This is a genomic window from Sorangium sp. So ce406, assembly GCF_051474675.1.
In the GTDB taxonomy this organism is placed as follows: Bacteria; Myxococcota_A; Polyangia; order Polyangiales; family Polyangiaceae; genus Sorangium; species Sorangium cellulosum_G.
Genome location: NZ_CP150340.1, coordinates 8381505 through 8405107, shown reverse-complemented (window position 1 = coordinate 8405107; position 23603 = coordinate 8381505). Strand labels below are relative to the sequence as shown.

Below are 23603 nucleotides of genomic sequence, written 5' to 3'. Positions count from 1 at the left end.
TGCCTGCGGCGCTACCGTGGGCCCTCGCCGACCCTGCGGCCGAGCAGCTTGGACGCGAGCGTCTCGCCGAGCTCGCTCAGCATGAGCTGCTCGACCACCGACTCGGTCGCGGCGCGCTCCGCGTCGCTCGCGTACTGGAACTCGATGCCCATCCCCGCGGGAGCCGACTCCGTCGCCTCGGCGGGCGTCACGATCCACTTCACCCGCCCGCGCAGGCGGAGCGGCTCGGCCAGGTTGCGGATCGAGAGGGCGAACACGAACTCGGTGCCGATCGCGAGCGGGCGATCCGTGCGGATGAACGTCCCGCCCTTCGAGATGTTGCGGGTGTAATCGGCGAAGAACGTGTTGAGTCGCTTGTACTCTACGCTCAGCTCGATCGCGGCGCGATGGGCTGAGCGGCGGTCAGTCTCCGTCACCACGCCACCCTATCACGGCGCGCGCGGGCCAGAGTAAAGTCGCCCACCATGGATCTCGGTGGTGCCAGGGCCGCGCTCGCGAGCGGGCGGCGGAGGATGGGCGCGCTCAAGGACGAGGCGCTCGGCGCCGGGCGGGCGGTGACGCAGGCGGGGCTCCTCGCCGCGCTGCGTTGGCCGGGGCTCAAGGTCCTCGCGCGCGAGCTCGCCCGGGGCAAGGCGAACCCGTCGCTGCTGTTCCGGTTCCACGCCGAGAACAGCCCGCACCGGATCGCGGTGGTCGAGCCGCTGAGCCTCGCGCGCCGCGCGGCGGCGGACGGCGCGAGGGCCCCGGTCGAGGACCGGGTCTACTCGTTCTTCGCGACGAACGAGATCATCGATCGGCTGGGCTACGCGCTCGACCGGCGCGGCGTCGGCCCGGGCGCGACGGCGCTGCTCGCGATCAAGAACCGCCCCGAGTTCGTGATGCTCCAGATCGCGCTCGCCCGCGTCGGCGCGTCCGTGGTGACGGCCTCGTGGCGCTCGACCCCCGCGGAGCTCTCGTACCTCGCGGGCCACTCCGGGGCGCGCCTGCTCGTGTTCGACGCCGACATCGCCGACGTGATCCGCGAGGCCGCGCCGCTCCTCGAGGGCATCCCGCGCGAGGGCATGATCGCGGTCGGCGAGGGCGCGCCGGGCTTCTCGCGCCTCGACGAGCTCATCGCCGAGCGCGGCGCCGCCCCGGACCGGAGCGAGCGCGCGGCCGTGGTGATGTACACGTCCGGCACGACCGGCAAGCCGAAGGGCGCGGTGCGCGGCTTCGGCGGCGGGGTCGTCGCGTCGGCGCTCGGGGCCATCGGCGCGACGCCGATGCGGGTCGGCGACGTGCACCTCGCCGTGTGCCCGCTCTACCACCTCACCGCGATCGGCTTCGTCAACCTGTCGCTCATCCTCGGCGCGACGATCGTGATCCTCCCCGAGTTCCAGCCCGAGCTCTTCCTCGAGGCGATCCAGCGCTACCGCGTGACCACGACGGCGGTTGTCCCGACGATGCTCCACCGCGTGCTCGAGCTCGGCGAGGCGCGCGTCCGCGCATACGACACGTCGTCGCTCACCGCGATCTTCACGGGCGGCGCGCCGCTGCCGCCGGCGCTCGCGGCGGAGGCGATGCGGGTGCTGGGCGACAAGCTCTTCAACTTCTACGGCGCGACCGAGACGGGCATCGTGACGATCGCGGGCCCCGAAGATCTGCGCGCGTCGCCGGGCACCATCGGGCGCCCCGTCGCCGGCAGCGAGCTCATGCTCGTCGGCGAGGATGGACGGCCGTGCGGCGACGGCGAGGTCGGCGAGCTCTACGTGAGGAGCCCCCTGCTCGTCTCCGGCTACCACAGAGATCCCGACGCCACGCGCGAGTCGATGCTGGACGGCCACTTCTCGGTCGGCGACCTCGCGCGCCGCGACGCGCGCGGCTGCTACCACATCGAAGGCCGCAAGCGGGACCTGATCATCTCGGGGGGCGTCAACGTGTACCCCGCCGAGGTGGAGTCGGTCCTCCACGATCACCCGGCGGTCGCCGAGGCCGCCGTGGTGGGCGTCCCCGATCGCGCCTGGGGGGAGCGCGTGCGCGCGTTCGTCGCCCTGCGCCCCGGCGCGGACGCGAGCGAGGACGACATCAAGGCGCACTGCCGCGCGCGGCTCGCGGGCCCGAAGATCCCGCGCGAGGTCGTCTTCGTCGACGCGCTCCCGCGCAACCCGACGGGCAAGGTGATGAAGCGCGAGCTCGCCGGACCCGAGGCGAAACCCGCGGGATGAGCGCCGCCGTAGCCGCTGTCCCGGGGGCGCGATCGATGCTATTTCGCTCGTCGTGCGGGATCCGTACGAAGTACTGGGCGTCGAGCGTTCCTCGACGCAGGATGAAATCAAGAGCGCGTTCCGGCGGCTCGCCGCGCAGCACCACCCCGACAAGAACCCGGGTGATCAGGGGGCGCACGTCCGCTTCAAGGAGCTGAACGCGGCCTACCAGATCCTGAGCGATCCGCAGAAGCGCGCGGCGTTCGATCGGTTCGGCCCCGCCGCCGTCGGCGCCGCTTCTGGCTCGGGCTTCCAGGGCGTGCCCTTCGACATGCAGGACCTGAACCTCGACGCCATCTTCGGCGACCTCCTCGGCGCCCTCGGCATCCGGGTGGGCGACCGCGGGACGCTGCAGAAAGAGGTGCGGATCAGCTTCGAGGAGGCGGCGTTCGGCTGCACGAAGCAGATCACCTACGATCGCGTCGAGCCGTGCGGCGACTGCGCCGGCTCGGGCTCCGCGCCCGGCGCGTCGACAGAGCGCTGCGCGGCGTGCGCGGGCCGCGGCCGCGTCCGGATGCAGCAGGGCATGTTCCCGATCGCGATCGAGCGCCCCTGCGGGCGGTGCCGCGGCACGGGCCGCATCGTGACCGATCCGTGCAAGACGTGCCGCGGCGCTGGCCTCGCGGCGAAGCAGAAGACCATCGAGGTGACCATCCCCGCGGGCGTCGAGAACGGCGCGACCCGGCTCGTGGAGCGCGGCGGCAACGCCGCGCGCGCCGATCGCGGGCCGGGCGACCTCGAGCTCACCATCCGGGTCGCGCCGCACGACTTCTTCCGCCGCGTCGGCGACGACGTCGTGTGCGCCGTGCCGATCTCGTTCGCGCGCGCGGCGCTCGGCGGCGAGCTGGAGATCCCGACGCTCGACGGGAAGGGCCGGCTGCGGATCCCCCCGGGCACGCAGCCCGGCTCGGTGCTCCGCATCAAGGGCAAGGGCATACCGCGCCGCGTCGTCGGCGGGCGCGGCGATCAGCTCGTCGAGGTGAGCGTCGAGGTGCCGACGCAGCTCACCGCGACGCAGAAGGAGCTCATCGCCCAGCTCGCGAAGGATCTCGGCGAGAACGTGCAGCCGCAGCAGGCCAGCTTCATGGACAAGCTGAAGGGGCTGTTTGGTTGACCTGCCGCGTGTCCGCGGGCGATCCTCCGTGTCCCGCTGAACGCCGAGGCACGAGCCCTGCCTCGCGCGCCTGAGCCGAGATGGCGACGGAGGCACCGGACATGGACAAGCCGAAGTTCATCGACGTCCTGAGCGACTCGACGGGAGAGACGGCGGAGAAGGCCGTTCGCGCCGCGCTGCTCCAGTACCCGGACGCGGGGGTGCAGATCCGCCTGCACACCCGGGTGCGCACGCCGGAGATCGCGCGGCCCGTGCTCGAGCGCGCGGCCAGGGAGGGCGCGCTGGTCGTGTTCACCGTGGTGAGCCCGGAGCTGCGCGAGTTCGTGCACGGCGCCACGGCCGAGCTGAACATCGAGGCGATCGATCTGATCGGCTCGCTCATCGTCCGGCTCGGCACCTTCCTCGACCGGGAGCCGATCAACCTGCCGAGCGCGATGCTCCCGCTCAGCGAGGAGTACTTCCGGCGCATCGAGGCGGTCGAGTTCGCGGTCAAGAGCGACGACGGCAAGGAGCCGCGGAACTTCAAGAAGGCGGACATCGTCCTCGTCGGGGTCTCCCGCACGTCGAAGACGCCGCTGTCGACGCTGCTCGCGCAGCGCGGCCTCAAGGTCGCGAACTACCCCCTGGTGCTCGGCGTCCCGCCGCCGCACGAGCTGCTGGAGGCGCCCCAGGACAGGATCGTCGGCCTCACCATCGGGATCGACCAGCTCTGCGCGATCCGTCAGGCGCGCCTGCGCCAGCTCGGGATGCCCGCGGAGACGAACTACGCGATGCGCGAGCACGTCCGGGAGGAGCTGGATTACGCGCGCCGGCTCTTCGACGCGCACCCGGACTGGCCGGTGGTCGACGTCACCGGGCGCGCGATCGAGGAGACGGCGGTGATCATCCTCGAGCACCTGAAGGAGCGCGACGAGCGCGCGAAGGCGGCGCGCGCGACGCTGATGTGAGGCCGCGCGCCGGGGGGCACCCGGGGACGCGCAGGCAGCGCGCGGGGTGAGCGCGCTGCGCGCGCCGGTCAGCGGGTGAGCGCCCGCGTCTCGCCCACGTCGAGGATCCAGAGCGCGTCGCCCGGGAGGCCGCGCGCCTGCCAGCCGGCGCGCACCCGCTCCGGCGGCTCGCCGGGGGGCTCGTCCGTCAGCCGGTAGGTGCCCCAGTGCATCGCCACCAGCCGGCGCGCGCCGAGCAGGAGGCTCGCCTCGATCGCCTCCTCGGGGCACATGTGCTGGGGCTGCATGAACCAGCGCGGATCGTAGGCGCCGATCGGCAGCATGGCCCAGTCGATCGCGCCGGCGCGCCGGCCGATCTCCGCGAAGCCGTCGAAGAGCGCGGTGTCGCCCGAGTGGTACGCGGTCCCCTCGGCGGCGCGCATCAGGTAGCCGCCCCAGAGCGCGTCGTTCCGGTCCCAGGGAAAGCGCATCGACCAGTGGCGCGCGGGGACCAGCGTGATCTCGACCCCGCCGACGGTGGTGGCGCCCCACCACTCGAGCTCGACGATCCGCTGCGCGCCCGCCTTGCGGAGGATCGCCTCGTGGCCGACGGGCGCGATGTAGAGCGGCGCGCCGCCGAGCTGGGACAGCGTCCACGTGTCGAGGTGGTCGCGGTGGTTGTGGGTGATCAGGACCGCGTCGACGGGCGGCAGCTCGCCGAGCGGGATCCCGGGCGGCGCGAGGCGGCGCAGCGGCCCGGGCCCGTCGCGGTAGATGGGGTCGATGAGCAGCCTCGCGCCGCCGAGCGCGACCAGGAAGGAGGCGTGGCCGATCCAGGTGAGCGACGGCGCGGCGCCCGCGACGAGCGCGCGGTCGTAGGGGCGCGTGGGCATCGAGAACCCCCCGGGATCCTTGCGATTTTTGCCGGCGATCGCGTCGACGACCTTCCAGCGGAGGATGTCGGCCGGGCCGCGGCGCGGCTGCGTCGCGAGGTGATCGAAGCGTCCCATGGTCGGCGGTCCTCTCGGCGGGGCGCGCCGCCGGTCAGCTCACGATCTTGAGGGCGCGGCCGACGAGGACCTCGTTGTGGCTGCCGGTCCTGTACCCGCCGAGGTCGAGCGTCACGTAGCGGAAGCCGTGCCGCTTGCCGGCGGCGACGATCTCGGCGCGGATCGACGGCTCGGCGGCGCGCGCGAGCTCGCCGGCGTCGAGCTCGATGCGCGCGAGGTCGTCGTGGTAGCGGACCCGGACCTGGCGGAAGCCGAGGCCGCGCAGCGCGGCCTCGAAGCCGCCGATCTGCGCGAGCCGCTCGCGCGTGACGCTGGTCCCGTAGGGGATGCGGCTGGAGAGGCAGGCGGCGGCCGGCTTGTCCCAGATGGGCAGGCCCACGCGCGCGGCGCCGGCGCGCACGTCGGCCTTGCTGAAGCCGAGCTCGACCAGGGGGCTCAGCACGCCCGCCTCGCGCGCCGCCTCGAGGCCCGGGCGGTAATCGCCGAGGTCATCGGTGTTGGTGCCGTTCAGGATCGCCGCGAGCCCCCACTCGGACTGCTTGCGCACGGCGATCCGGTAGAGCTCGCTCTTGCAGTGGAAGCAACGGTCGGGGTTGTTCGCCACGTAGCGCGGGTCGTCGATCTCGGACGACTCGACCAGCCGGTGGTCGGCGCCGATCAGGCGGGCGATCGCCGTGGCCTCTTCCTTCTCGGCCGGCGCGAGGCTCGGCGAGACCGCCGTCATCCCGACGGCCCTCGGGCCGAGCTCCTGGTGGGCCACCGCGAGGACGAAGGCGCTGTCGACCCCGCCGGAGTAGCAGACGAGGACGGAGCCGAGCTCGCGAAGGCGGTCGCGGAGCCGGGCGAGCTTGTGGTCGATGGGCGAGCCCTCGGGCGTGGGCGACGGCGCGGACATGGCTCGCTTCCTTTACCACACGCCGCATGGCGCGCCGGTCGGCCCGGCGCCCGCGCCGCCTGCTTCCGCCCGCTCCCGCCAGGTTACTTGCGGTTCGAGCGCGGGTTCTGACACGCTACAGGGCGAGATGGACTCGAAGAGGAAGCAGGCAGGGCGCACCGCCGTGCCGTTCGCGGTCGCAGTGGCGCTCGCGGCCGCCGCGCACGCTGGTCAGGGGTGCGGAGACAACCGGCTGCCGCCGCGGGACCTGCCGCGCGCCGACGAGCAGCGCCCGCTCCCGCGCTGGTATCCGGAGAAGGCCTGGTCGGAGCAGGGCGGGGAGAGCCAGGTCTACATCGAGGGCAAGATCGTCTTCGAGACGAACAAGGCGGTGATCCGGCCGGGCAGCGAGAAGACGCTGGAGACGCTGCTCCAGTTCCTCAAGGAGCACCCCGAGGTGACGCGGCTGCGGATCGAGGGGCACACCGACGCGCAGGCGAGCGAGGAGCACAACCAGGACCTCAGCGCGAAGCGCGCCCTCGCGGTCGCCGACTGGCTGGTCGATCACGGGGTCGAGAACCTCCGGCTGATCGCGGTCGGCTTCGGCGAGTCGCGCCCGCTCGGGCCGAACGAGATCGCGGCGGGGCGCAGCGAGAACCGCCGGGTCGAGTTCCACGTCGCCGAGGTGAACGGGCGCCCCTTCATGGGACAGGACCCGTACGCGGGCGGCCTCGCGCTGGAGGTGCTGAGCCTGGAGGAGCGCAAGCTGCGCGCGCAGCAGGCCGCGCAGCCGAAGGCGCCGCCGCTGCGCAGGGGCTTCGTGGCGACGGGCGACGAGATCAGGCCGGTGCAGGTCAAGCCGCGGGGCCAGGCGGCGCCGGAGGGCGAGCCGCCGGCGCCGATCGCGCCGGCCAAGGACGGCGCGCCCGCGAAGCCGGCGGGCGGGAGCTGAGCGCCCTCGGGGGCGGTCGCCGGCGGGCGGGGCCGAGCGCCCTCGGGGGCGGTCGCCGGCGGGCGGGGGCTGAGCGCGCTCAGGGCCCGAGGTGCCGCGCGCGCGGCGACCGCGTGCGGTACCGCTCCAGGAGCGCGAGCGTCGCGTCGAGCGACGCGCCGTACGGGAGCACGTTGCCCTTCGGCGTGGCGTACTCGAGGTAGAGGTTGTCGTCGGTGGAGAGGATCGGGCCGCCGTCCTCGGCCGCGTCGGCGATGAACCGGTCGAGGTCCTCGCCAGAGGTCACGAGGTCGCCGAGCAGGTCCGCGAGCCGCGCGCCGGCGAGCGTGGGCTGGAGCGCCGGGCGCGCGTCGAGCTCGGCGAGGCGCGCCTCCGAGGCGACGAGCGGCGCGGCGCTCGCGACCAGGATGCCCTGCGCGCCGCCCACGAACAGCGCCACGTGCGGGAAGGCGCTGCGCATCGTCCGCACCACGGCGGCGAGCTCGCGCGGCCGGATGTGGTGGAGCTGCACCCACTGCTGCAGGACGCCGCCCTCGGTGAGCCGGGACCGGGCGAGCTCGTAGAACTCGCGGCTGTAGAGGCTCGCGGCGCCGGCGAACCAGACGCTGGTGAGCTCGATCGCGATGAGATCGTAGCGGCGCTGCGCGACGAGCAGCTCGTTCCTGCCGTCGTTGAGCGAGAGGCGCACGCGGGGGTCGTCGAGCGCCTGGAGGCTCGGGCCCGCGAAGAAGCGGCGAGAGGCCTCGACGATGGCGGGCGAGATCTCGGCGACGTCGATGCGCTCGAAGGGGTAGGCGGCGATGGTGCCCGTCGTCGTGCCGGTGCCGAGGCCGATGACGAGCGCGGCGCGCGCGTCGCGGACGAAGAGCGAGGGGAAGTGCGCGAACCGCCGCTGCGCCGTCATCTCGGGGCCGTCGTCGCCCTGGAACTTGCCGTTCGTGTACATGGTCGTGACGCCGGCGCGGTGCGCGACGGTGGTGACGCCGCCGTGCACGTCCTCGCGCACGAAGTCGATGCGCTCGGGGCGCGGACCCATGGCGAAGTAGACGTTCGCGCCGCTCGTGAGGCGCGCCATGTCCCAGCGGGGCGCGAGCGCGGCGAGGGCGGCCGCGGCGGCGGCGACGGCGAGGGCGCGGGGGAGCTCGGCGCGGGCGCGCGCGGCGGCGAGGACGGCGGTCAGGGCGAAGGCGAGCGCGATCGCGAGGAGGGCGCGCTCCGAGCCGAGCGCGGGCAGGAGCAGGTAGCCGGTGACGATGGATCCGGCGATCGTGCCGAGGGTGTTGGCGGAGGTGAGCCTGCCGACGCGCGCCGCCACGTCGGCGTGCGCGGCGGCGCGCGCGAGGAGGAGGGGGAAGGTGGTGCCCATGCACAGCGTGGGCAGCGCGAGGATCGCGAGCGCGGCGAGCGCGCGGCACGCCTCGCGGCCGGCCCAGCTGTCGACGTGCTTGCCCGCGAAGGCGAAGATCCGCGGGAGCTGGTCCCAGAGCGGGATGGTGGCCGCGAGCGAGAGGGCCGCGGAGACGAGCCCGCGCCAGAGCGCGCCCTCGCCGTGGCGGCGCGCGAGGACATGCGAGCGCGCGGCGCCGGCCGCGAGGCAGACGAGGAAGACGGCGAGCATCAGCCCGAAGGCGTAGGCGCTGTTGCCGATGAGCAGCGCGAGCAGGTGCGTCTGGACGACCTCGGCGGCGAAGACCAGGAAGCCCGAGGCGAACGCGAGCGGGAGCAGGAACGCCGGCTCGCCGCGGTCGGCGGGGGCGGGGAGGGGGGCGTCCAGGGGGCGAGCCTCCGGCGAGCGGGCCTCGGGAGAGCGGGCCCCGGCAGAGCGAGCCGCCGCCGCGGCGTCGAGCGCGGGCGCCGCGACGCGGAGCCCGGCGGCGATCGCGACGGCGCCGAGGATGAGGTTGGCGATCGCCGCGGACCAGAGCGCGCCGCGGATGCCGAGGTGCGGGAGGACGACGTAGGCGCCGGAGAGCGCGCCGGCCGCGCCGCCCGCCGTGTTGATGGCGTAGAGCGAGGCGAGGCGGCGCGCGGCGTCGTGGTCTGCGGGGGGCGCGCCGCCGTCCGGCGCGGCGCCGGCGTCGGCGCGGACGATGCGCGAGAGCACGGGCAGGGTGGCGCCCATCGCGACCGTGGGGACGACGACCACGAGGGCCGTCAGCGCGGCGCGCGCGGCGGTGAGCAGCGTGAGCGAGTCCGGCGCGGCGCGGGCGACGGCGACGTAGGCCGAGGTCAGCGCCTCGAACAGGAACGGCGAGGCGGCGCAGATCGCGCCGACGATCGCCTCGAGCACGCCGTAGACGACGAGCGGGCGGCGGGCGGCCGCGGCGTGCCGGCCGCCGAGGTGCGCGCCGAGGGCGAGGCCGCCCATGAAGGAGGCGAGGACCGTGCTCACGGCATAGGCGGTGGCGCCGAAGACGTAGGCGAGCAGCTTGGAGAAGGCGACCTCGTAGAGGAGGCCGGTGGCGCCAGAGACGAAGAACAGCGCGGCCACGAGCGGGAAGCGAGAGCGCACGGGCGCGCACGCTAGTACAGGCGCGGCAGGAGCAGGCATCTTAGCGGCGCGCGAGGGGCGCTCGATGTGCCGTCCTCGGCGGCGCTCCTCGGGCAAACCCGGACCTCCAAGGAGCGCCGGCGCGACTGGCGTCACGCCAGGGTGGGCCGCTTATCCCGGGCGTGATCGCCCAGCGTCGCCCCGCCGTCGCGCCGCCGCGCTCGCCCTGGAGCCGCGCTTCATGACCGCACCGCCGGCCGCGGGTGCCCTCGCGCCGGCCGTCCCCGGCCCGGGCGCGGCGATCGAGCTCGACGGCGTGAGCCGCCGCTACGGCGCGCAGATCGCCGTGCGCGACGCCTCGCTCCGCCTCGCGCCCGGCGCGCTCCACGCGATCGTGGGCGAGAACGGCGCCGGCAAGTCCACGCTCCTCAAGCTCGCCGCCGGCGTGCTCGCGCCCGACGCCGGCGTCGTCCGGGTCGACGGCGTCCCGCTCCGGCCGGCGACGCCCGCCGAGGCCGCCCGCCGCGGCGTGGGCATGGTCCACCAGCACTTCATGCTCGTCGGGAGCTTCCGCGCGCTCGAGAACCTCGTGCTCGGCTGCGAGCCCGCGCGCCGCGGGGGGCGCCTCGACCTCGCCGCTGCCCGCGCCGGCGCCGGCGCGCTCATGCAGGCCGCGGGGCTCTCGATCCCGCTCGACGCCGTCACGTCCGCGCTCACCGTGGGCGAGCGGCAGAAGCTCGAGATCCTGCGGGTGCTCTACCGCGGGGCCCGGGCGATCCTGCTCGACGAGCCGACGGCCGTGCTCTCTCCGCTGGAGGCGGACGAGCTGTACGCGACCCTCCGGCGCCTCGCGCGCGAGGGCCGCACGGTCGCGGTCGTGACCCACCGGCTCGACGAGGTGATCCGGTTCGCGGATCGCGTCACGGTGATGCGCCGCGGGCAGGTCGCGCTGGCCTGGCCGGCGGTGCGCCGGTCGGCGGACGGGGAGCGCGAGCTCACCTGCGCGATCATGGGCGGCGAGCCGCCCCCGCAGGTCGAGCGGCCGCCGCTCGCCGAGGGCGCGCCCGCGGCGCTCGAGGTCGCCGGGCTCACCGTGACAGGCGCCGGCGGGCGGCGCCTGCTCGACGGCGTGAGCCTCGCGGTGCGCGCGGGGGAGATCGCCGGCGTCGCGGGCGTCGAGGGCAACGGCCAGCGCGAGCTCGCGCGCGCCCTCGCCGGGATGGAGCCGCGCGCGGCCGGTCGCGTCGCCGTCGGCGGGGTCGAGATCTCCTCGTGGGGCATCCGCGCGCGCCGGGCGTGCCTCGGCGTGGTGCACGAGGACCGCCACGCCGAGGGCCTGCTCCTCGACGCGCCGGTCCGCGACAACCTCGTCCTCGGCGACCTCGGCGAGCTGCCGCGCGGCGCCCGCGGGCGCGCCGCCGAGGCGGCCCTCGTCGCGCGCCGCGTCGCCCGCTTCCGCGTCGAGCCGCCGGATCCGGCCCGCCTCGCGGGCGAGCTCTCCGGCGGGAACCAGCAGAAGATCGTGGTCGCGCGCGCGCTCGACCGCGTCGCGCCGGCGGCGCCCGGCCCGGGCGAGGCGACCCGCGCGCCGCGCCGCGCCGCCGCGGTCCTCGCCCAGCCGACCCGGGGCGTCGACGTCGGCGCCGCCGCGGTGATCCACGCGGCCATCGCCGAGGCCTCCAGGGCGGGGCTCGCGATCCTCGTGATCAGCGCGGACCTCGGCGAGCTCCGGCGGCTCTGCCACCGGCTGCTCGTGATGCGCCAGGGCAGGATCGTCGCGAGCCTGCCCCCCGGGTGCTCCGACGAGCAGATCGGGCGCGCGATGCTCGGCCTGGAGGCCGCGTGAGCGCGGCCAGCGCGCCGTCGACGCCCGCGCGCTGGCCGCGCCGGCTGCAGGCGGGCGCCCTCCCGGCGGCGCTCGTGCTCGGCGGCATCCTCCTCGCCCTGAACCTCCTCTCGTTCAGCTTCGGCGAGGCGCCGATCTCGGTGCTGGTCCGCGCCTTCGAGGGCACGTGGGGCACCCCGTACGGCGTGGGGCAGGTGCTCTTCAAGGCGACCCCGCTCCTCTTCACCGGGCTCGCCTTCTCCATCGCGCTGCGCGCCGGGCTCTTCAACATCGGCGCCGAGGGGCAGGTCGCGATGGCGAGCCTCGCGGGCGCCGTCGTCGCGGCCGGGCTCCCCCCGGGCACGCCGTGGGCCGTCGCCGTCCCGGCGTCGATCGCGTGCGCCATGGCGACCGGCGCCGGCGTCGCGCTCGTCCCCGCGCTCCTGCGCGCGCGCCTCGGCGCCCACGAGATCATCAGCGGGATCATGATGAACCGCATCGCCGACGTGCTCGCGCCGTGGCTGCTCGCGTCGGCCCTCGGTACGGCCGCGATGCGCACCGCGGACGCCATCCCCGCGGCCACGCTGCCGCGGCTCGACCGCTTCGTCCCCGCCCTGCGCGGCAGCGCCGCGAGCGTCGCCTTCGTCCTCGCGGTGGCGCTCGCGTTCGCGGCGCACCGCGCGCTGTCGCGGAGCCGCGCGGGCCGCGAGATGCGCTTCGTGGGGCTGGGCGCCGAGGCCGCACGCGCCGAGGGCATCGACGTGCCGCGCCGCCGCCTCGCGGCGATGCTCGCCTCCGGCGCCGTCGCCGGCGCCGCCATGACCGCGACGACGCTCGGCTACAAGGGGTACTACGAGCTCGGCCTCGGCGCGGGCGCGGGCTTCTCCGGGATCCCGGTCGCGCTGCTCGGCCGCGGGACGCCGCTCGGGCTCGTCCTCGCGGCCGTTCTCTTCGGCACCCTCGAGCAGGCCGGCCTCGCCGTCAACGCGCGCGTCCCGAAGGAGGCGATGGACGTGCTCGAGGCGCTGGCCATCGTGCTCGTCGCCGCGGCGGCGGGCATCGGCGAGCGCGCGCGCCGCCCGCGCCTCCCCGGGGCGGCGCCGCGGTGAGCCCGCCCGCGCTCGTGATGGCCGCGGAGACGCTGCGGATCGCCGCGCCCTACGCCTGCGCGGCGATCGGCGGCATCTGGGCGGAGCGCGCGGGCGTCGTCCAGATCGGCCTGGAAGGGGTGCTGCTCGCGAGCGCGTTCGCCTCGGTGGCGGTCGCCCTCGCGACGGGCAGCGCGGCCGCCGGCCTCGCGGCCGCGATCGCCGCGGGCGCCGCCCTCTCGCTCGGCCACGCGCTGCTCGTCGAGCGCGCCGGCGTGCACGCCGTCATCAGCGGCATCGCGCTCAACCTGCTCGCCTACGCGGGCACGCGCCTCCTCCTGCGCGGCCTCTACGACAGCTCCTCGGGCTCGCCCGCCATCGAGGGCTTCCGCGCCGGCCCGACAGGGAAGACCGGCGCGGCGCTGCTCGCGCGCGTGCTCCTGGATCCGATCGCCCTCGCGGCGGCGCTCGCGGTCGCGGCCACGCCGCTCCTGCTCGCGCGCACCCGCTTCGGGCTCCGCGTGCGCGCCGCGGGCGAGGACGCCGTCGCCGCCGCCGCCGCGGGCGTCCCCGTGACCCGCGTCCGCTGCGCCGCGCTCGCGCTGTCCGGCGCGATCTGCGCGCTCGGCGGCGCGCACCTCGCCTACGACCAGCACCGCTTCGACGCCGGCATGTCGAGCGGCCGCGGCTTCATCGCGCTCGCGGCGGTCGTCGTGAGCGGCCTGCGCGCCGGCCGCGCGGCGCTCGCGTGCCTCGTGTTCGGCGCGCTGGAGGCGCTCCAGATCGCGCTCCAGCCGGCGGCGCGCGGGGCGTCGCGCGCGGGCGATCTCGTGCAGCTCCTGCCGTACGTCGCGACGCTCGCGGCCCTGGCGCTCGCGTCGCGGCGCGCGGCCGCGCGGCCGCGCGCGCCGGCGAAGGGCGCCGATCCGTGACCTGCCTCGTCGGATCGCCGCGTCGCGGCGCGCGGCCGCGCGGCCGCGCGCGCCGGCGAAGGGCGCCGCGCCGCCGCGGCGCGGGCCGTCAGGGCTCCGCGCTCTTCTCCGGCGCGATGCCGTCCCACCAGGCGGCGAGATCGATCTCGATCGCGTCGAACGGCGCGGCGCGCACCTTCTCGTCCGCGCCGTGGATGCCGAGCTCCATCCACCTGCCCTCGACGTGCTGGGCGACGAGGAGCGTCCGGTCGCGGGGATCGACGTACCAGATGTGCGGGACGCCGATCCGATTGTAGAAGCGGCGCTTGACGATCTGGTCGTAGCTCGCGGTGCTGGGCGACAGGATCTCGCAGACCCAGTCTGGCACGACGGTGATGGGGCCCTTGCTGGGGAGCGCCGGGAGACGTTCCCGGCGAAAGCCCGCGAGGTCGGGCGACACCTCCGGCGCGCCGGGCAGCTGGATGCTCGGCTCCGGGAGGATCCACCAGCCGCCCGGGCCGCCCCGCCCTCGCTGGAACGGGTTGGTCAGGTCCGTCGTGATCAGCCCCTCGACGCTCGCGTGCGGGGCGCGCGGGCGAGGGAAGGCGTAGAGCGTGTCGTCGAGGATCTCGCCGCGCCAGGTCGGCGGCAGCGCCTCCAGGTCGGCGAGCGTGGCCGGACGGACGAGCCGAGGTGCGAGTTCCATGGGGCGCGATCATCGTACCGCAGGAAGGAGGGGGGCGCTCCGCGGACGAACCCGTCCCTCGCCGCCCGTCACCAGCCCAGCCGCTGCAGCCGCTCCCGCGCCCCCTTCACCCCGAAGATCGTCTCCTCTCCGGGCGGCACCACGGGCGCGAGCAGCACCGCCGCGAGCACCGCGGTCACCAGCAGCGGCGCGCGCGCGTCGTCGCCCGCGACCTGCGGCTCGCGCACCTGCCACGCGCGCCGCGCCCGCCCGAGCAGCGCGTCGAACCCGCGCCCGCCGATCGCCCGCACCCCCGCCGCGGCCGCCGCCCGGACCAGGGGCGCGCGATCCAGCGGCACCGTCAGCACGAGCACCCGGCTCGGCGCGCCGCCCGCGCGCGCGACGTCGACCTCCACGGCGTCGGCCATCGGCGTGCCCCCCGACGGATACGCCTTCTTCTGCACGAGCGTGAGCTCCGCCCGGAAGAAGACGCGCGCCTGGTGCGCCCACCGGTGCTCATCGATCCGCGCCTCGGGCTCCGGCGACAGCAGCGACCAGCCCTCGCTCGGCCGCAGCAGCTCGATCCGTCCTTCCGCCCACCCATTGCCGTCGAATTCCATATGCGCGCCCGCTGCCACGGTAATCCGGGAGCGACCAGGTCCCGATCGCGCGAAGGCGCGACCGGCGCTCCGTGATCCATGTCATCTAGGGTAAAGGTTAGCCCTGCATGCCGAAGTCCGATCAGGGGTCGGAAGAGCAAGGCCGGGCCGCCCTGAGGGCGGCCCTGTTCGTACACCGCCGGGCTCCGCTCTCGCGCCAGCTCGCTCGTCGCGGGCTCGGCCCCTACCGCGGGTACGGCGAGCTGCTCGAGGCGCTCGACCGGCTCGCCGACCGCGGGGCGCAGCTCTCCCTGATCGGGCGCTCGGTCCGCGGCGAGCCGCTGCTCGCCGTTCAGCTCGGCGCTGCCGCGCCGGCCGGCCACCACCAGGAGCGCGCGGACCTCTCGGCGCTGCCCGGCCAGCACGGGGGGAGCTCCGGGGTTGGGGGGAGCCCGCAGCGCACGGGGAGCCCTCGGCGTGGGGGGAGCCCTCAGCATGGGGGAAACTCGCTGAACGGCGCGCCCGGCCCCGGGGCGCACCACGGCGCCGGCGCGGTGGCCGACGCGGACGACCGTGCGCCGGACGACGCCGCCCTCGCGCAACCGGCCGAGCGCGCCGGCCCGCTCGATCGGCGGGGCCCCGGCGGCGCAGGGCCGCGCGAGCGCGCGCGGACGACGGTGATCCTGTCCGGGATCCACCCGCTCGAGTGGATCGGCGTCGAGACCCACCTCGCGCTGCTCGAGCGCCTCGCGGCCGAGGACCTCCGCGGCCGGTCGATCTTCGCCGTCCCGATCGTGAACCCGGACGGGCTCCTCCGCGTCGAGATGAACCTCCGCGCCGGGCGCCGCCGGTACGTGCGCGGCAACGCCCGCGGCGTCGACCTCAACCGGAACTTCGACGCCGGATGGTACGAGCGCGGCCTCGTGCAGCGCCTCGTCGGGCTCGTCTCGTCGCCCGGCAGCCGCCCCGCGAGCGAGCCGGAGGTCGAGGCCATCGCGCACGCGCTGTCCTCGCGCCGGATCGATCGCGCCCTGTCGCTGCACAGCGCCGGCGGCGCCGTGCTGTACCCGCCGGCGCACAGCCTCTGGCCCGTCGCCGACGCCGCCGAGCACCGCGCCTTTGCCCTGCGCGTCGCGCGCGCCGCGGACCGCAGGCCGTACCGCGCCATGTCGTACGTCCGCTTCGCCTGGGGCATCCGCAAGGCGGGCCTGGAGATCGACTGGCTCCACGATCGCCACGGGGCGCTGTCGCTCCTCGTCGAGTGCTCGCGCGGCGAGCTCGGCCTGCGCCCGTCGCGCCTCGCCGAGCCGTTCGCCTGGTTCAACCCACGCAAGCTCGACGACGCCGCGCCGCAGCTCGTCGAGGCCGTCCTGCCCTTCGTGAAGGGCGCGCGCGCCTGAGCGCGCCGCTCAGAGCTCGACCGCCTCGCCGGCGGGGATCTTCTGCGCGCCGAGGAAGAGGCCGACGACGGCGAACGTCGCCGCCATCAGGCCGTACGCCGTGAGCGCCCGGTGCTCGATCAGCCAGCCGGCGCCGATCGGGCCCACGATCTGCGAGATGCTCGCCAGCGACTGGCTCACGCCGAGCGCCGCGCCCTGCTCGTCGCGGCCGACGCTCTTCGTGAGCAGCGTGGTGATGCTCGGCCGCACGACCGCCGAGCCGAACGCCCCGATCGCCACGAGCAGCAGCAGCGCGGGCAACCCGTACGCCGCGCCGAGCAGGCCGTAGCCGATCACCATCGTGGCGAAGCCGAGCACCGCGAGCCGCTGCTCGCCGTACCGCTTCGCCAGCCGGCCGAGCGCGCCGCCCTGGATGCTCCCGCCGATGAGGCCCGAGAAGGCGAAGATGTAGCCCGTCTCCTTGACGCCGAAGGCGAAGCGCCGCTCGAGGAAGAGCGCGAGGCCGCCGATCAGCGTCGAGAACGAGAGGGAGAAGGCGAAGAACTCGAGCAGCCGGCGCCGCGCGAGCGGCCGGTCGAAGAAGCGGCGGAAGGCGTCCCCGCGGCCGACGCGGACGTCGGACGCCGGCCGGGCGGCCCCGGCCCCCGCCGCCTCGGTCGCGGCCGCCGGCGCGATCGGCTTCGCGGGCAGCAGCGTGGCGGTCAGGAGGATCGACGTCAGCGACAGCGCCGCCGCGCCGAGGGCCGGGGCCCCGTAGCCGAACCGGCTCGCGAGCTCCCCCGTGATGGCCGGGCCGAGCAGGAACCCCGAGCCGAAGGCGATGCCGATCAGGCCGAACGCCCGCGTGCGCTCCTCCGGCCGGGTCACGTCGCTGATGTACGCCTGCGCGATCGTCAGGTTCCCGGCCGTGAGGCCGTCGATGATCCGCCCCAGGAAGAGCATCCAGAGCGAGCTCGCCGAGCCGAGCACGAGGAACCCGATGAACGTGCCGGTCTGGCTCGCGAGCAGCGTCGGCTTGCGGCCCACCCGGTCGGAGATCCGCCCGAGGATCGGCCCGGAGACGAGCTGGCAGACCGCGTAGCTCGCCGCGAGCACGCCGACCACGAGCTCGCTGGCGCCGAAGTGCTCGGCGTAGAACGGCAGCAGCGGCAGGACGAGCGTCAGACCGAGGACGTCGACGAAGACGGTCAGGAAAATCGGCAGGAGCGGCGAGCGGCGCATGGTGGCTCTCGGGGGCGATGGACTGCGGGGAGGACCGCGGGCGGTCCGCGCCGGCGATGGTCGGGGCGGCCGGCGGACGGGCGTCCGGACGGCGGTGTCCTCATGACCCATCTGCGCGGCGGCGTGTACCCTCCTGCGATCCCCGGGAGCCCGCCCGGTCCGCCCAGGGGCCCCCTCGCAGCGGCTCAGCGCGTACCTTGCCCGGATCGCCCTGCCTGCTCCGCTTGCCCCGGTTGCCCTGATGGTGCCGCCGCGCGCGGCTCGGGCGCGTGGAGCGCGAGCGTCATCTGGATCTCGTCCAGGATGGTGCCGTCGACCCGAAACGCGTCGTCGCGGGCGCCGGCGGGGACGAAGCCCACGCGCGTGTAGAGCCGCACAGCGCGCTCGTTGTTGGAGAAGACGCCGAGGTCGAGGTAGGAGAGGCCCGCCCTGTCGCGGGCCCACGCGATCGCCGTCTCGAGCAGGCGCCGGCCGTGGCCCTGCCCCGTGTACGGGCGGAGGATGCCCATCGCGACGACGGCGCGGTGGCACTCCGACCGCACGCGGCCGCCGCGCAGCTCGATGTGCCCGACGACGCGCGGCCGCGGCTCGCTGGACAGGAGCAGCCAGGCGCGGCCCCAGAGCGGCTCGTCGAGCGGCTTGCTCCAGCGCTCGCGCGCGCTCTGCTCGACCTCGTCGGGCGCCAGCGACGTCGCGACGGCGAAATGAGGCGTGCCGTGCCGGCCGGACTCGGCGATGTGCTCGATGAGGTAGGCCATGAAGGCGCGCGCGTCCGAGCGCTGCGCTGGAACGATGGCGGGGAGGGCGGGGGAGGGGTCCATGCCGTGGCGCGCGCCGCGCCGCGGGCAGCGTAGTGCCGCGGCAGCGCGCGTGCGACCGGGAAAGGCGGCGGCGCGGGCGACGCTCGATCCGGCGACCCGACGGTCTGCGCGGAGCGCCTCGCGCGCGGGGCAGGCAGCCGCCCGCGCGCGATCGGCTCGCTGAAGCTGGAGGGAGAAAAGAGAACCGGAGGCGAGGAGGGCGGGGGCCCAGCGCGGGGCCCCCGGCGCGACGAGCCGCGGATCAGTCGCCGTAGATGCCGAGCTGGTCAGGAGCCGCGAGGCCGAACTGGGCCATCATCTGGAGCATGTAGTCGGGCACCGACTTGTAGCTCTTCAGCTCGTACGCGTAGTGGTTCTTGTAGATGGTGAGCTGCGTGCAGTTCGGGTTGACGTTCTGATCGCAGGCCGGCACCTCCTTCAGCGCGCCGACCGGGGGCACGTCCTTGATCGCGGGATCCGGGACGATGATCGCGACGCCATCCGGGTGGTACGTGAGCATCGCGCGGCCGTACCTGTTGAAGCCCTTGCCGTACGCGGCGACGTACGCGGGATCGGTGGGGACGCTGGGGATGCTGCCGTCCGGCGCGAGCTCGCCGGCCTCCAGCTTGCCGACGTACTTCTCCGTGTCGAGCTGGTAGCCCTTCGCGGTGAGGGCGTTGGCGTACTCGAGCACGCGGGCCGCGATGCCCTTCTGCACCCACTTGCCGCCGGAGGTCTCGCAGGAGGCCCGGTCCGCGCCGGTCCCGAAGAGGCACTCCATGCCGTACGTGCGGGCGTAGTAGACCTGCCCGGACGTCGGGTCCTGCCACTCGATGCGCTGCTCGATCCCCGGCTCCGCGTCGTTGCCGAGCCGGTAGATGCGCATCATGTCCATCCAGTTCGTCTTGCCGTTCGCGGGGATGTACGCGAGCGTCCAGGCGACCAGGAACTTCTGCACCTCCCAGCCGACCTGCGGGTCGACCGCGACGGTCCGGCTCACGGTCTCCGGGTTGAAGTCTCCGCCGATGTAGTTCGTGCAGAGGTTCTTCCCGTCGCTCGGGAAGCAGACCTGCGGCCCCTCGGTCGGCCACCAGCTCACCCAGCCCATCGGGCGCGACGGGAACTCCTTCGCCAGCGGATCGGGATCCGTCGTGTTCGCGTCGAGCAGCGGGAAGCCGTTCTCGTCGGCCTCCAGGCGCGGCGCGAGCAGCGAGCGGTCGCCGGTGAGGGCGTTGGCGAGCAGGCGGCGGTACCCCTCGGGGAGGATGTCGGCCATGCCGACCGCGCGGAAGCGGGCGTCGTAGAAGTCGCGGCGGGAGCTGCTCACGAACCGGTCCTCCGACTCGGAGAGCAGGATCGCCGTGCTGATCTTGTCGTAGTAGCTGCCCGCGTTGATCGTGTAGTCGGTGTCGAAGTCGCCGTTGTTCTCCGAGTTCGCGTTCTCGAGCGGGTGACCGCCGAAGCCGATGTCCTTCAGGTAGCCGGTCGAGCCGTTCGGGATCTGCACCAGCACGGGGGTGTTCTTCGTGCCGCCGAAGGAGCCGAAGTCGGTGCCGGCGCCGTAGTCGTCGCCGTCCTTGTTCGAGCGGAGGACCGGGTCGTTGAACAGCGGGTCGCGCAGGTAGTGCGGCCCCTCCTCCGGGCGCGAGAGCTGCCTGGCGAAGTGGTCGAACGCCACCGTCGCGGCCACGACGTTCTCCTGCAGGCCGCCGTCGATGAGGAGCGGCCACAGCGTGTCGAACGACAGGCCCTGGTTCGTCGCGAGATCCTGGTAGATCGTCCCGAAGAACCCGATGCCGCCGGCGATGCCGAGCAGCTTCTCGTTGTACCGGCCGTACGAGCGATCCGCCGCGCCGCGGACGCTGAACGTCGTGCGGCCGCGCCGGAAGTTGTCGAAGATGTGCCTGTTCTCCTGCTGGGTGATCAGGAACATGAGCTGCTCGTACGGGTCGGCGCCGTTGTCGTGCCGGAAGACCGAGACGTTGCCGGTGTCGGCCCAGTTGTCGCTCGCGAACGCGTACGGGACGCGGACGCGCTTCTGCTCGTCGACCGCCGGCCCGCCGCGGAAGCTCCCGAGCGGGGTCTCGCCGTCCTGCGGCTTGCGCAGGTTGCGCCACGCCACGTAGTCGACCGGCTGCTGGCGGCAGCGCTTCGTCTCGCCGTCGACCGTGACGACGCCGCCGTCGATGACCTGGTGCCACTTGCCGTCGAGGCTCTCGTTCCAGCTCGCGGGCGGCTTCGCCGGCACCTCGTAGCAGTCGGTGATGACGTTGTACTGCGACTGGAGCTGCGAGTAGTGGAAGTCCGTGACGCTGTCCTCGGTCCTCGAGAACGTCCCGTACTTGATGCCCGCCAGCCCGCCGAAGGTGTCGGTCGCCGCGAGGAGCGCGCCGCCGACCTTGCCGCCGGCCTGGTAGTTGCGGTCGCCGTTGTCGTAGACGCTCACCGTGTCGCCGTAGAAGAAGCGCGCGGCGGCGAAGTCGTAGACGCCGAGGCCGACCAGGTCCTGCGAGACGTCGCCCGGGTAGTCCATGACCGTGGAGTGCTGGAACATCCAGATCATGTTCTTCTGCTCTTCGTCCGTCATCGCGTCGAAGTAGCGGGGGCCGACGCACTCGGCCGGGTCCTCGCCCGCCTCACCGGTGCACGCCGCCTTGATCTTCCCGTTCTTCGTCCTGAGCTGCCAGTACTGGGGCCGGAAGAAGAGCGAGGCGTAGGTGCTCACGAAGTTGTGCCGGAGGCCGACGGAGTGCCCCATCTCGTGCGCGATGACCGCGTACTGATAGCGGCGCTGGATGTACTTGAACATCCGCTCGTAGCGCGCCCGCTTGTCCGCGGACGTCTCGTTGTCGCCCACGGGGAACTTCTCGCGGAGCGCCTCCGCGAGGCCGGTCATCGCCGACGCCTCGGGGGCCTCGTGCAGGATGCAGGCGCCGCGCGCGGCGAGCGCGTTGTCGTGCATGCGGCGGAGCTCCGACTGCACCTTCGGGTTGTTCATCGCGAACGGCGAGGCGGCGGCGGCGAGCGGGCCCTCGACCGGCATGCCGGCGGGGATGCCCGCGCGCTGGAGCATCGCCGGGTTCATGAGCTCTGCCTCGGCGACGGTGCCCCGGGCGGCCTTCATGCGGGCGCCCACGACCGCCTGCTGCGGGGAGGGGATGTCGCCCCGCACCGCGATGTCGGCCACCTCGGCCTTCATCGGCTTGAGGAGCGCCTTGACCTGCGGAGAAGCGCCCTGCGCGACGAGGCTCTTGTACTGATCGGGGTCGAGCTTGGTGGCGCTCGCGAGCCGCGACGTGACCTCCTGCCTGGTCATCGTGGGGCCCTGGCCGCCGCCCGAGATGCGGCTCGCCGCCGCCCAGTCGCGGATGTACTTGCCCTCGGTGATCTCGGAGCTCGGGAGCTCGCCGTTGATGTAGCGGACGAGGTCGAGGAGCCCCTGCGCCGCGGAGTCGGTGACGTGGCTCCAGATGTTGATGCTGGCGGCCACCTTCTCGCCCGTCACCGGGTCGTCGGCGTCGACCATGATGCCCCACGCCGAGGGGGTCTGCGGCTTGTCGATGATGAGGACGCTGTGGTAGCGCAGGTCGCCGAGCCGCGGGGAGAGCCCCTCCTCACCGCAGGACGGGTGATCGCTCGAGATGACGGGGTTGTGGCAGAGCACGATGACCGGCGCCTGCGTCACGACGGCGCTGATGGCGAACGTCGCCTGATCGTTGTCGCGGCGCGCCGAGAGATCGGCCACGGCCGCCCTGGCGGCGTCGTCGCACGCCGGCGCGTCCCAGCCGTTCTCGCGGCGGCACGTGTTCAGGTCGCGGGAGATCGCGATGGCCTCGTCGATGTCCTCCTGCTGGCCCTTCCACATCGGGAACCGGGCCTCGCAGTCCTGGCCGCCGGTCTTCCTGCACTCGACGAGGCGCGAGGTCTGGATCGCGGTCTTCATCGCGAGATCCCACTCCTCGGTCGCCCAGTTGGTCGCCTCGAAGAGGTCCTCCGACGTGTTGCCGCCGATGTACCAGGGGATGGTGACGGCCTCGCGCTGCGCGTAGGGCAGCGTGCACTTCTGCTTGAACACGTCGCACTGCGAGCCCGGGCCGGCCGCGGCGCACTCGTCGGCGGTGCCGTCGTTGTCCTCGTCGCGGTTCGGGTCGGCGGCGAGGTCGCCGGTGACGTGGGTCGTCTCGGGGGTCGCGCAGGCGATCGCGCCCTCCATCGTCTCCGGGTTCTCGTAGAAGTGGCTGCGCTTCCAGAGGTTGTAGCGGGCCGCGAAGCGCCGCCACTGGTTGTCCACGATGCCGTAGTTGCGCTCGTAGCCGTACCGGTAGTCGAAGTTGAAGATGCCGAACGCCTGGAACCGGACGCCGTCGAAGTCGACCGGCTCGTAGTCGGTGTCGACCACCCGCTTGAACGACTGCCGGATCTTGAGCTCGACCGGGTTGCAGTTGCCGTACGGGTCGGTGCCGCCGGCGAAGTCGCCCGGGAGCATGCAGGCCGGGTACTTGTCGATGCCCCAGCCGAGGCTCGAGAGGTCGATCATCGCCGGCGTGGCGAACGCCTTCGTCGTGACGTCGAAGTAGCCGGCCTCGGGGTCGAGGTGCGGGGCGTCCTCGGCGGTCTCGTCGTCGGTCTGGCTGACGTGGTAGGCGAGCGGCTCGTACTCGATGCCGCCGTAGAGGCCGAGCTGCGAGAGGGTGTCGAAGTTGTAGGCGTCGGTGGCGAGGTTGCGCGACCAGTCGACGCGGATGTACGGGCGCTTGTACCAGGGCAGGTCGGTCGTGTTCTCGACGACGACGTTCGCCTTCTCGCCCGTGGCCGGGTTGTAGTCGTTCTTGATCTCGAAGTGAGACTCGATCGCGTAGCTCGCGACGATCTGGCCGTCGTTCGTCGTCTTCTTGGTGAGGCCGTTATAGCTGTTGCCCTTCCCGTCGGTGCCCTCGATGCGCTCGTAAGCGAGCCGAGCATTGAGCTGGTGCTCGGTGATCTCCCATTTGATCCGGGAGACAGGCTGGGCGTACGTCGACGTGAACAGGCCGTCCTGTGCGGCGCCGTACCCGACGTCGATGACCGTACCCCGCATGTAGAACTCGGGGTCGTCGGAGATGTCTTCCAGCTGGTCCCCGACGAAGAAGGACTTGGGAAGGACGTCCCTCTGCACCCTGTTAATGTCGTCGCGCTCCTGGGCGCAGCCCGCCCCCACGACGGTCGTTGCGACGGTACCGAGGAGCACCGCACGCTTTAAAATTCGATTCATCAACGATCCTCCGAAGCTGCCTGTCGAGATCGATGCGCAAGCCGGCCCTTCGCGACGCACACGGCGCGACGCGAGGCAATTCCCCCCAGGCAAGAACGCTGCCAACGCGCTGCCAGCGTTCGATTCCGTGCCCTTTCGATAAGTTAAGCACCTGTCGCACATTTGCACCGGGGGTGGCGTTAAAGAGTTAACTGCTGCCTGTCGAGCCCGCGA

17 protein-coding genes are annotated in these 23603 nt (G+C 73.9%); 8 read left to right on the top strand and 9 right to left on the bottom strand.

All coding sequences use genetic code 11. The annotated features are described in order from the left end of the window. Positions 1 to 11: 11 nt before the first annotated feature. Positions 12 to 416, bottom strand: coding sequence for a PilZ domain-containing protein (locus WME96_RS31260; RefSeq protein ID WP_433927852.1), 405 nt, complete (start codon positions 414 to 416; stop codon positions 12 to 14). Between the two features lie 48 nt (positions 417 to 464). On the opposite strand from WME96_RS31260, the gene WME96_RS31255 reads away from it, so the two are divergent. The 3 genes from WME96_RS31255 to WME96_RS31245 all read left to right on the top strand — a co-directional run bounded on the left by WME96_RS31255 (position 465) and on the right by WME96_RS31245 (position 4304). Then, entirely contained in the window at positions 465 to 2204 is a 1740-nt protein-coding gene (locus tag WME96_RS31255; protein WP_437285245.1) for a class I adenylate-forming enzyme family protein, read from the top strand. Positions 2205 to 2256: 52 nt separating this feature from the next. Then, entirely contained in the window at positions 2257 to 3357 is a 1101-nt protein-coding gene (dnaJ, locus tag WME96_RS31250) for a molecular chaperone DnaJ (protein ID WP_437285244.1), read from the top strand. Positions 3358 to 3458: 101 nt separating this feature from the next. Then, complete coding sequence (locus WME96_RS31245) at positions 3459 to 4304, top strand: pyruvate, water dikinase regulatory protein (RefSeq protein WP_437285243.1); 846 nt, start codon at positions 3459 to 3461, stop codon at positions 4302 to 4304. Positions 4305 to 4372: 68 nt separating this feature from the next. Here the strand turns inward: WME96_RS31245 and WME96_RS31240 are convergent, their stop codons facing one another. Beyond that, positions 4373 to 5293, bottom strand: a complete 921-nt coding sequence (locus WME96_RS31240) for an MBL fold metallo-hydrolase (RefSeq protein WP_437285242.1) — start codon at positions 5291 to 5293, stop codon at positions 4373 to 4375. Positions 5294 to 5327: 34 nt separating this feature from the next. After that, positions 5328 to 6188, bottom strand: coding sequence for an ATP-dependent sacrificial sulfur transferase LarE (gene larE, locus WME96_RS31235; protein WP_433927845.1), 861 nt, complete (start codon positions 6186 to 6188; stop codon positions 5328 to 5330). A 127-nt stretch (positions 6189 to 6315) separates the two neighbouring features. Between larE and WME96_RS31230 the strand changes: the two genes are divergently transcribed. Beyond that, the gene (locus WME96_RS31230; protein ID WP_437285241.1) at positions 6316 to 7119 is read left to right on the top strand and encodes an OmpA family protein; all 804 of its coding nucleotides are present in this window, start codon (positions 6316 to 6318) and stop codon (positions 7117 to 7119) included. A gap of 79 nt (positions 7120 to 7198) precedes the next feature. Here the strand turns inward: WME96_RS31230 and WME96_RS31225 are convergent, their stop codons facing one another. Further along, positions 7199 to 9631 carry a fused MFS/spermidine synthase gene (locus WME96_RS31225; protein ID WP_437285240.1) on the bottom strand — a complete coding sequence of 811 codons (2433 nt, stop codon included), beginning with the start codon at positions 9629 to 9631 and terminating at the stop codon, positions 7199 to 7201. A gap of 220 nt (positions 9632 to 9851) precedes the next feature. On the opposite strand from WME96_RS31225, the gene WME96_RS31220 reads away from it, so the two are divergent. The 3 genes from WME96_RS31220 to WME96_RS31210 are packed head-to-tail and all read left to right on the top strand — an operon-like array spanning position 9852 to position 13455. Beyond that, the gene (locus tag WME96_RS31220) at positions 9852 to 11456 is read left to right on the top strand and encodes an ABC transporter ATP-binding protein (RefSeq protein WP_437285239.1); all 1605 of its coding nucleotides are present in this window, start codon (positions 9852 to 9854) and stop codon (positions 11454 to 11456) included. After that, positions 11453 to 12544: an ABC transporter permease gene (locus tag WME96_RS31215; protein ID WP_437285238.1), complete on the top strand. Its 1092-nt coding sequence runs from the start codon at positions 11453 to 11455 to the stop codon at positions 12542 to 12544. Before WME96_RS31220 ends, WME96_RS31215 begins: the two co-directional genes overlap by 4 nt. Beyond that, the gene (locus tag WME96_RS31210; protein WP_437285237.1) at positions 12541 to 13455 is read left to right on the top strand and encodes an ABC transporter permease subunit; all 915 of its coding nucleotides are present in this window, start codon (positions 12541 to 12543) and stop codon (positions 13453 to 13455) included. Before WME96_RS31215 ends, WME96_RS31210 begins: the two co-directional genes overlap by 4 nt. An 88-nt stretch (positions 13456 to 13543) precedes the next feature. On the opposite strand, the gene WME96_RS31205 is transcribed toward WME96_RS31210, so the two are convergent. Continuing rightward, entirely contained in the window at positions 13544 to 14140 is a 597-nt protein-coding gene (locus WME96_RS31205; RefSeq protein WP_437285236.1) for a Uma2 family endonuclease, read from the bottom strand. A gap of 68 nt (positions 14141 to 14208) precedes the next feature. Then, positions 14209 to 14739, bottom strand: coding sequence for a hypothetical protein (locus WME96_RS31200; protein ID WP_437285235.1), 531 nt, complete (start codon positions 14737 to 14739; stop codon positions 14209 to 14211). Between the two features lie 107 nt (positions 14740 to 14846). Between WME96_RS31200 and WME96_RS31195 the strand changes: the two genes are divergently transcribed. Beyond that, positions 14847 to 16118 carry a M14 family metallopeptidase gene (locus WME96_RS31195; RefSeq protein WP_437285234.1) on the top strand — a complete coding sequence of 424 codons (1272 nt, stop codon included), beginning with the start codon at positions 14847 to 14849 and terminating at the stop codon, positions 16116 to 16118. Between the two features lie 9 nt (positions 16119 to 16127). Here WME96_RS31195 and WME96_RS31190 read toward each other — a convergent pair whose 3' ends face one another. The 3 genes from WME96_RS31190 to WME96_RS31180 all read right to left on the bottom strand — a co-directional run bounded on the left by WME96_RS31190 (position 16128) and on the right by WME96_RS31180 (position 23294). Then, positions 16128 to 17450: an MFS transporter gene (locus tag WME96_RS31190; protein WP_437285233.1), complete on the bottom strand. Its 1323-nt coding sequence runs from the start codon at positions 17448 to 17450 to the stop codon at positions 16128 to 16130. A gap of 74 nt (positions 17451 to 17524) precedes the next feature. Further along, a complete protein-coding gene (locus WME96_RS31185) occupies positions 17525 to 18160 on the bottom strand; it encodes an N-acetyltransferase family protein (protein WP_437285232.1) in 636 nt (211 codons plus the stop codon). Positions 18161 to 18401: 241 nt separating this feature from the next. Then, positions 18402 to 23294: a hypothetical protein gene (locus tag WME96_RS31180; protein WP_437285231.1), complete on the bottom strand. Its 4893-nt coding sequence runs from the start codon at positions 23292 to 23294 to the stop codon at positions 18402 to 18404. Positions 23295 to 23603 lie beyond the last annotated feature (309 nt).

Excerpts from the sequence above, each read along its gene's own strand:
- WME96_RS31255 (WP_437285245.1), top strand. The coding sequence starts at position 465 with ATGGATCTCGGTGGTGCCAGGGCCGCGCTCGCGAGCGGGCGGCGGAGG.
- WME96_RS31245 (WP_437285243.1), top strand. The coding sequence starts at position 3,459 with ATGGACAAGCCGAAGTTCATCGACGTCCTGAGCGACTCGACGGGAGAG.
- WME96_RS31240 (WP_437285242.1), bottom strand. The coding sequence starts at position 5,293 with ATGGGACGCTTCGATCACCTCGCGACGCAGCCGCGCCGCGGCCCGGCC.
- larE (WP_433927845.1), bottom strand. The coding sequence starts at position 6,188 with ATGTCCGCGCCGTCGCCCACGCCCGAGGGCTCGCCCATCGACCACAAG.
- WME96_RS31230 (WP_437285241.1), top strand. The coding sequence starts at position 6,316 with ATGGACTCGAAGAGGAAGCAGGCAGGGCGCACCGCCGTGCCGTTCGCG.
- WME96_RS31220 (WP_437285239.1), top strand. The coding sequence starts at position 9,852 with ATGACCGCACCGCCGGCCGCGGGTGCCCTCGCGCCGGCCGTCCCCGGC.
- WME96_RS31205 (WP_437285236.1), bottom strand. The coding sequence starts at position 14,140 with ATGGAACTCGCACCTCGGCTCGTCCGTCCGGCCACGCTCGCCGACCTG.
- WME96_RS31200 (WP_437285235.1), bottom strand. The coding sequence starts at position 14,739 with ATGGAATTCGACGGCAATGGGTGGGCGGAAGGACGGATCGAGCTGCTG.
- WME96_RS31195 (WP_437285234.1), top strand. The coding sequence starts at position 14,847 with ATGCCGAAGTCCGATCAGGGGTCGGAAGAGCAAGGCCGGGCCGCCCTG.
- WME96_RS31190 (WP_437285233.1), bottom strand. The coding sequence starts at position 17,450 with ATGGGTCATGAGGACACCGCCGTCCGGACGCCCGTCCGCCGGCCGCCC.
- WME96_RS31185 (WP_437285232.1), bottom strand. The coding sequence starts at position 18,160 with ATGGACCCCTCCCCCGCCCTCCCCGCCATCGTTCCAGCGCAGCGCTCG.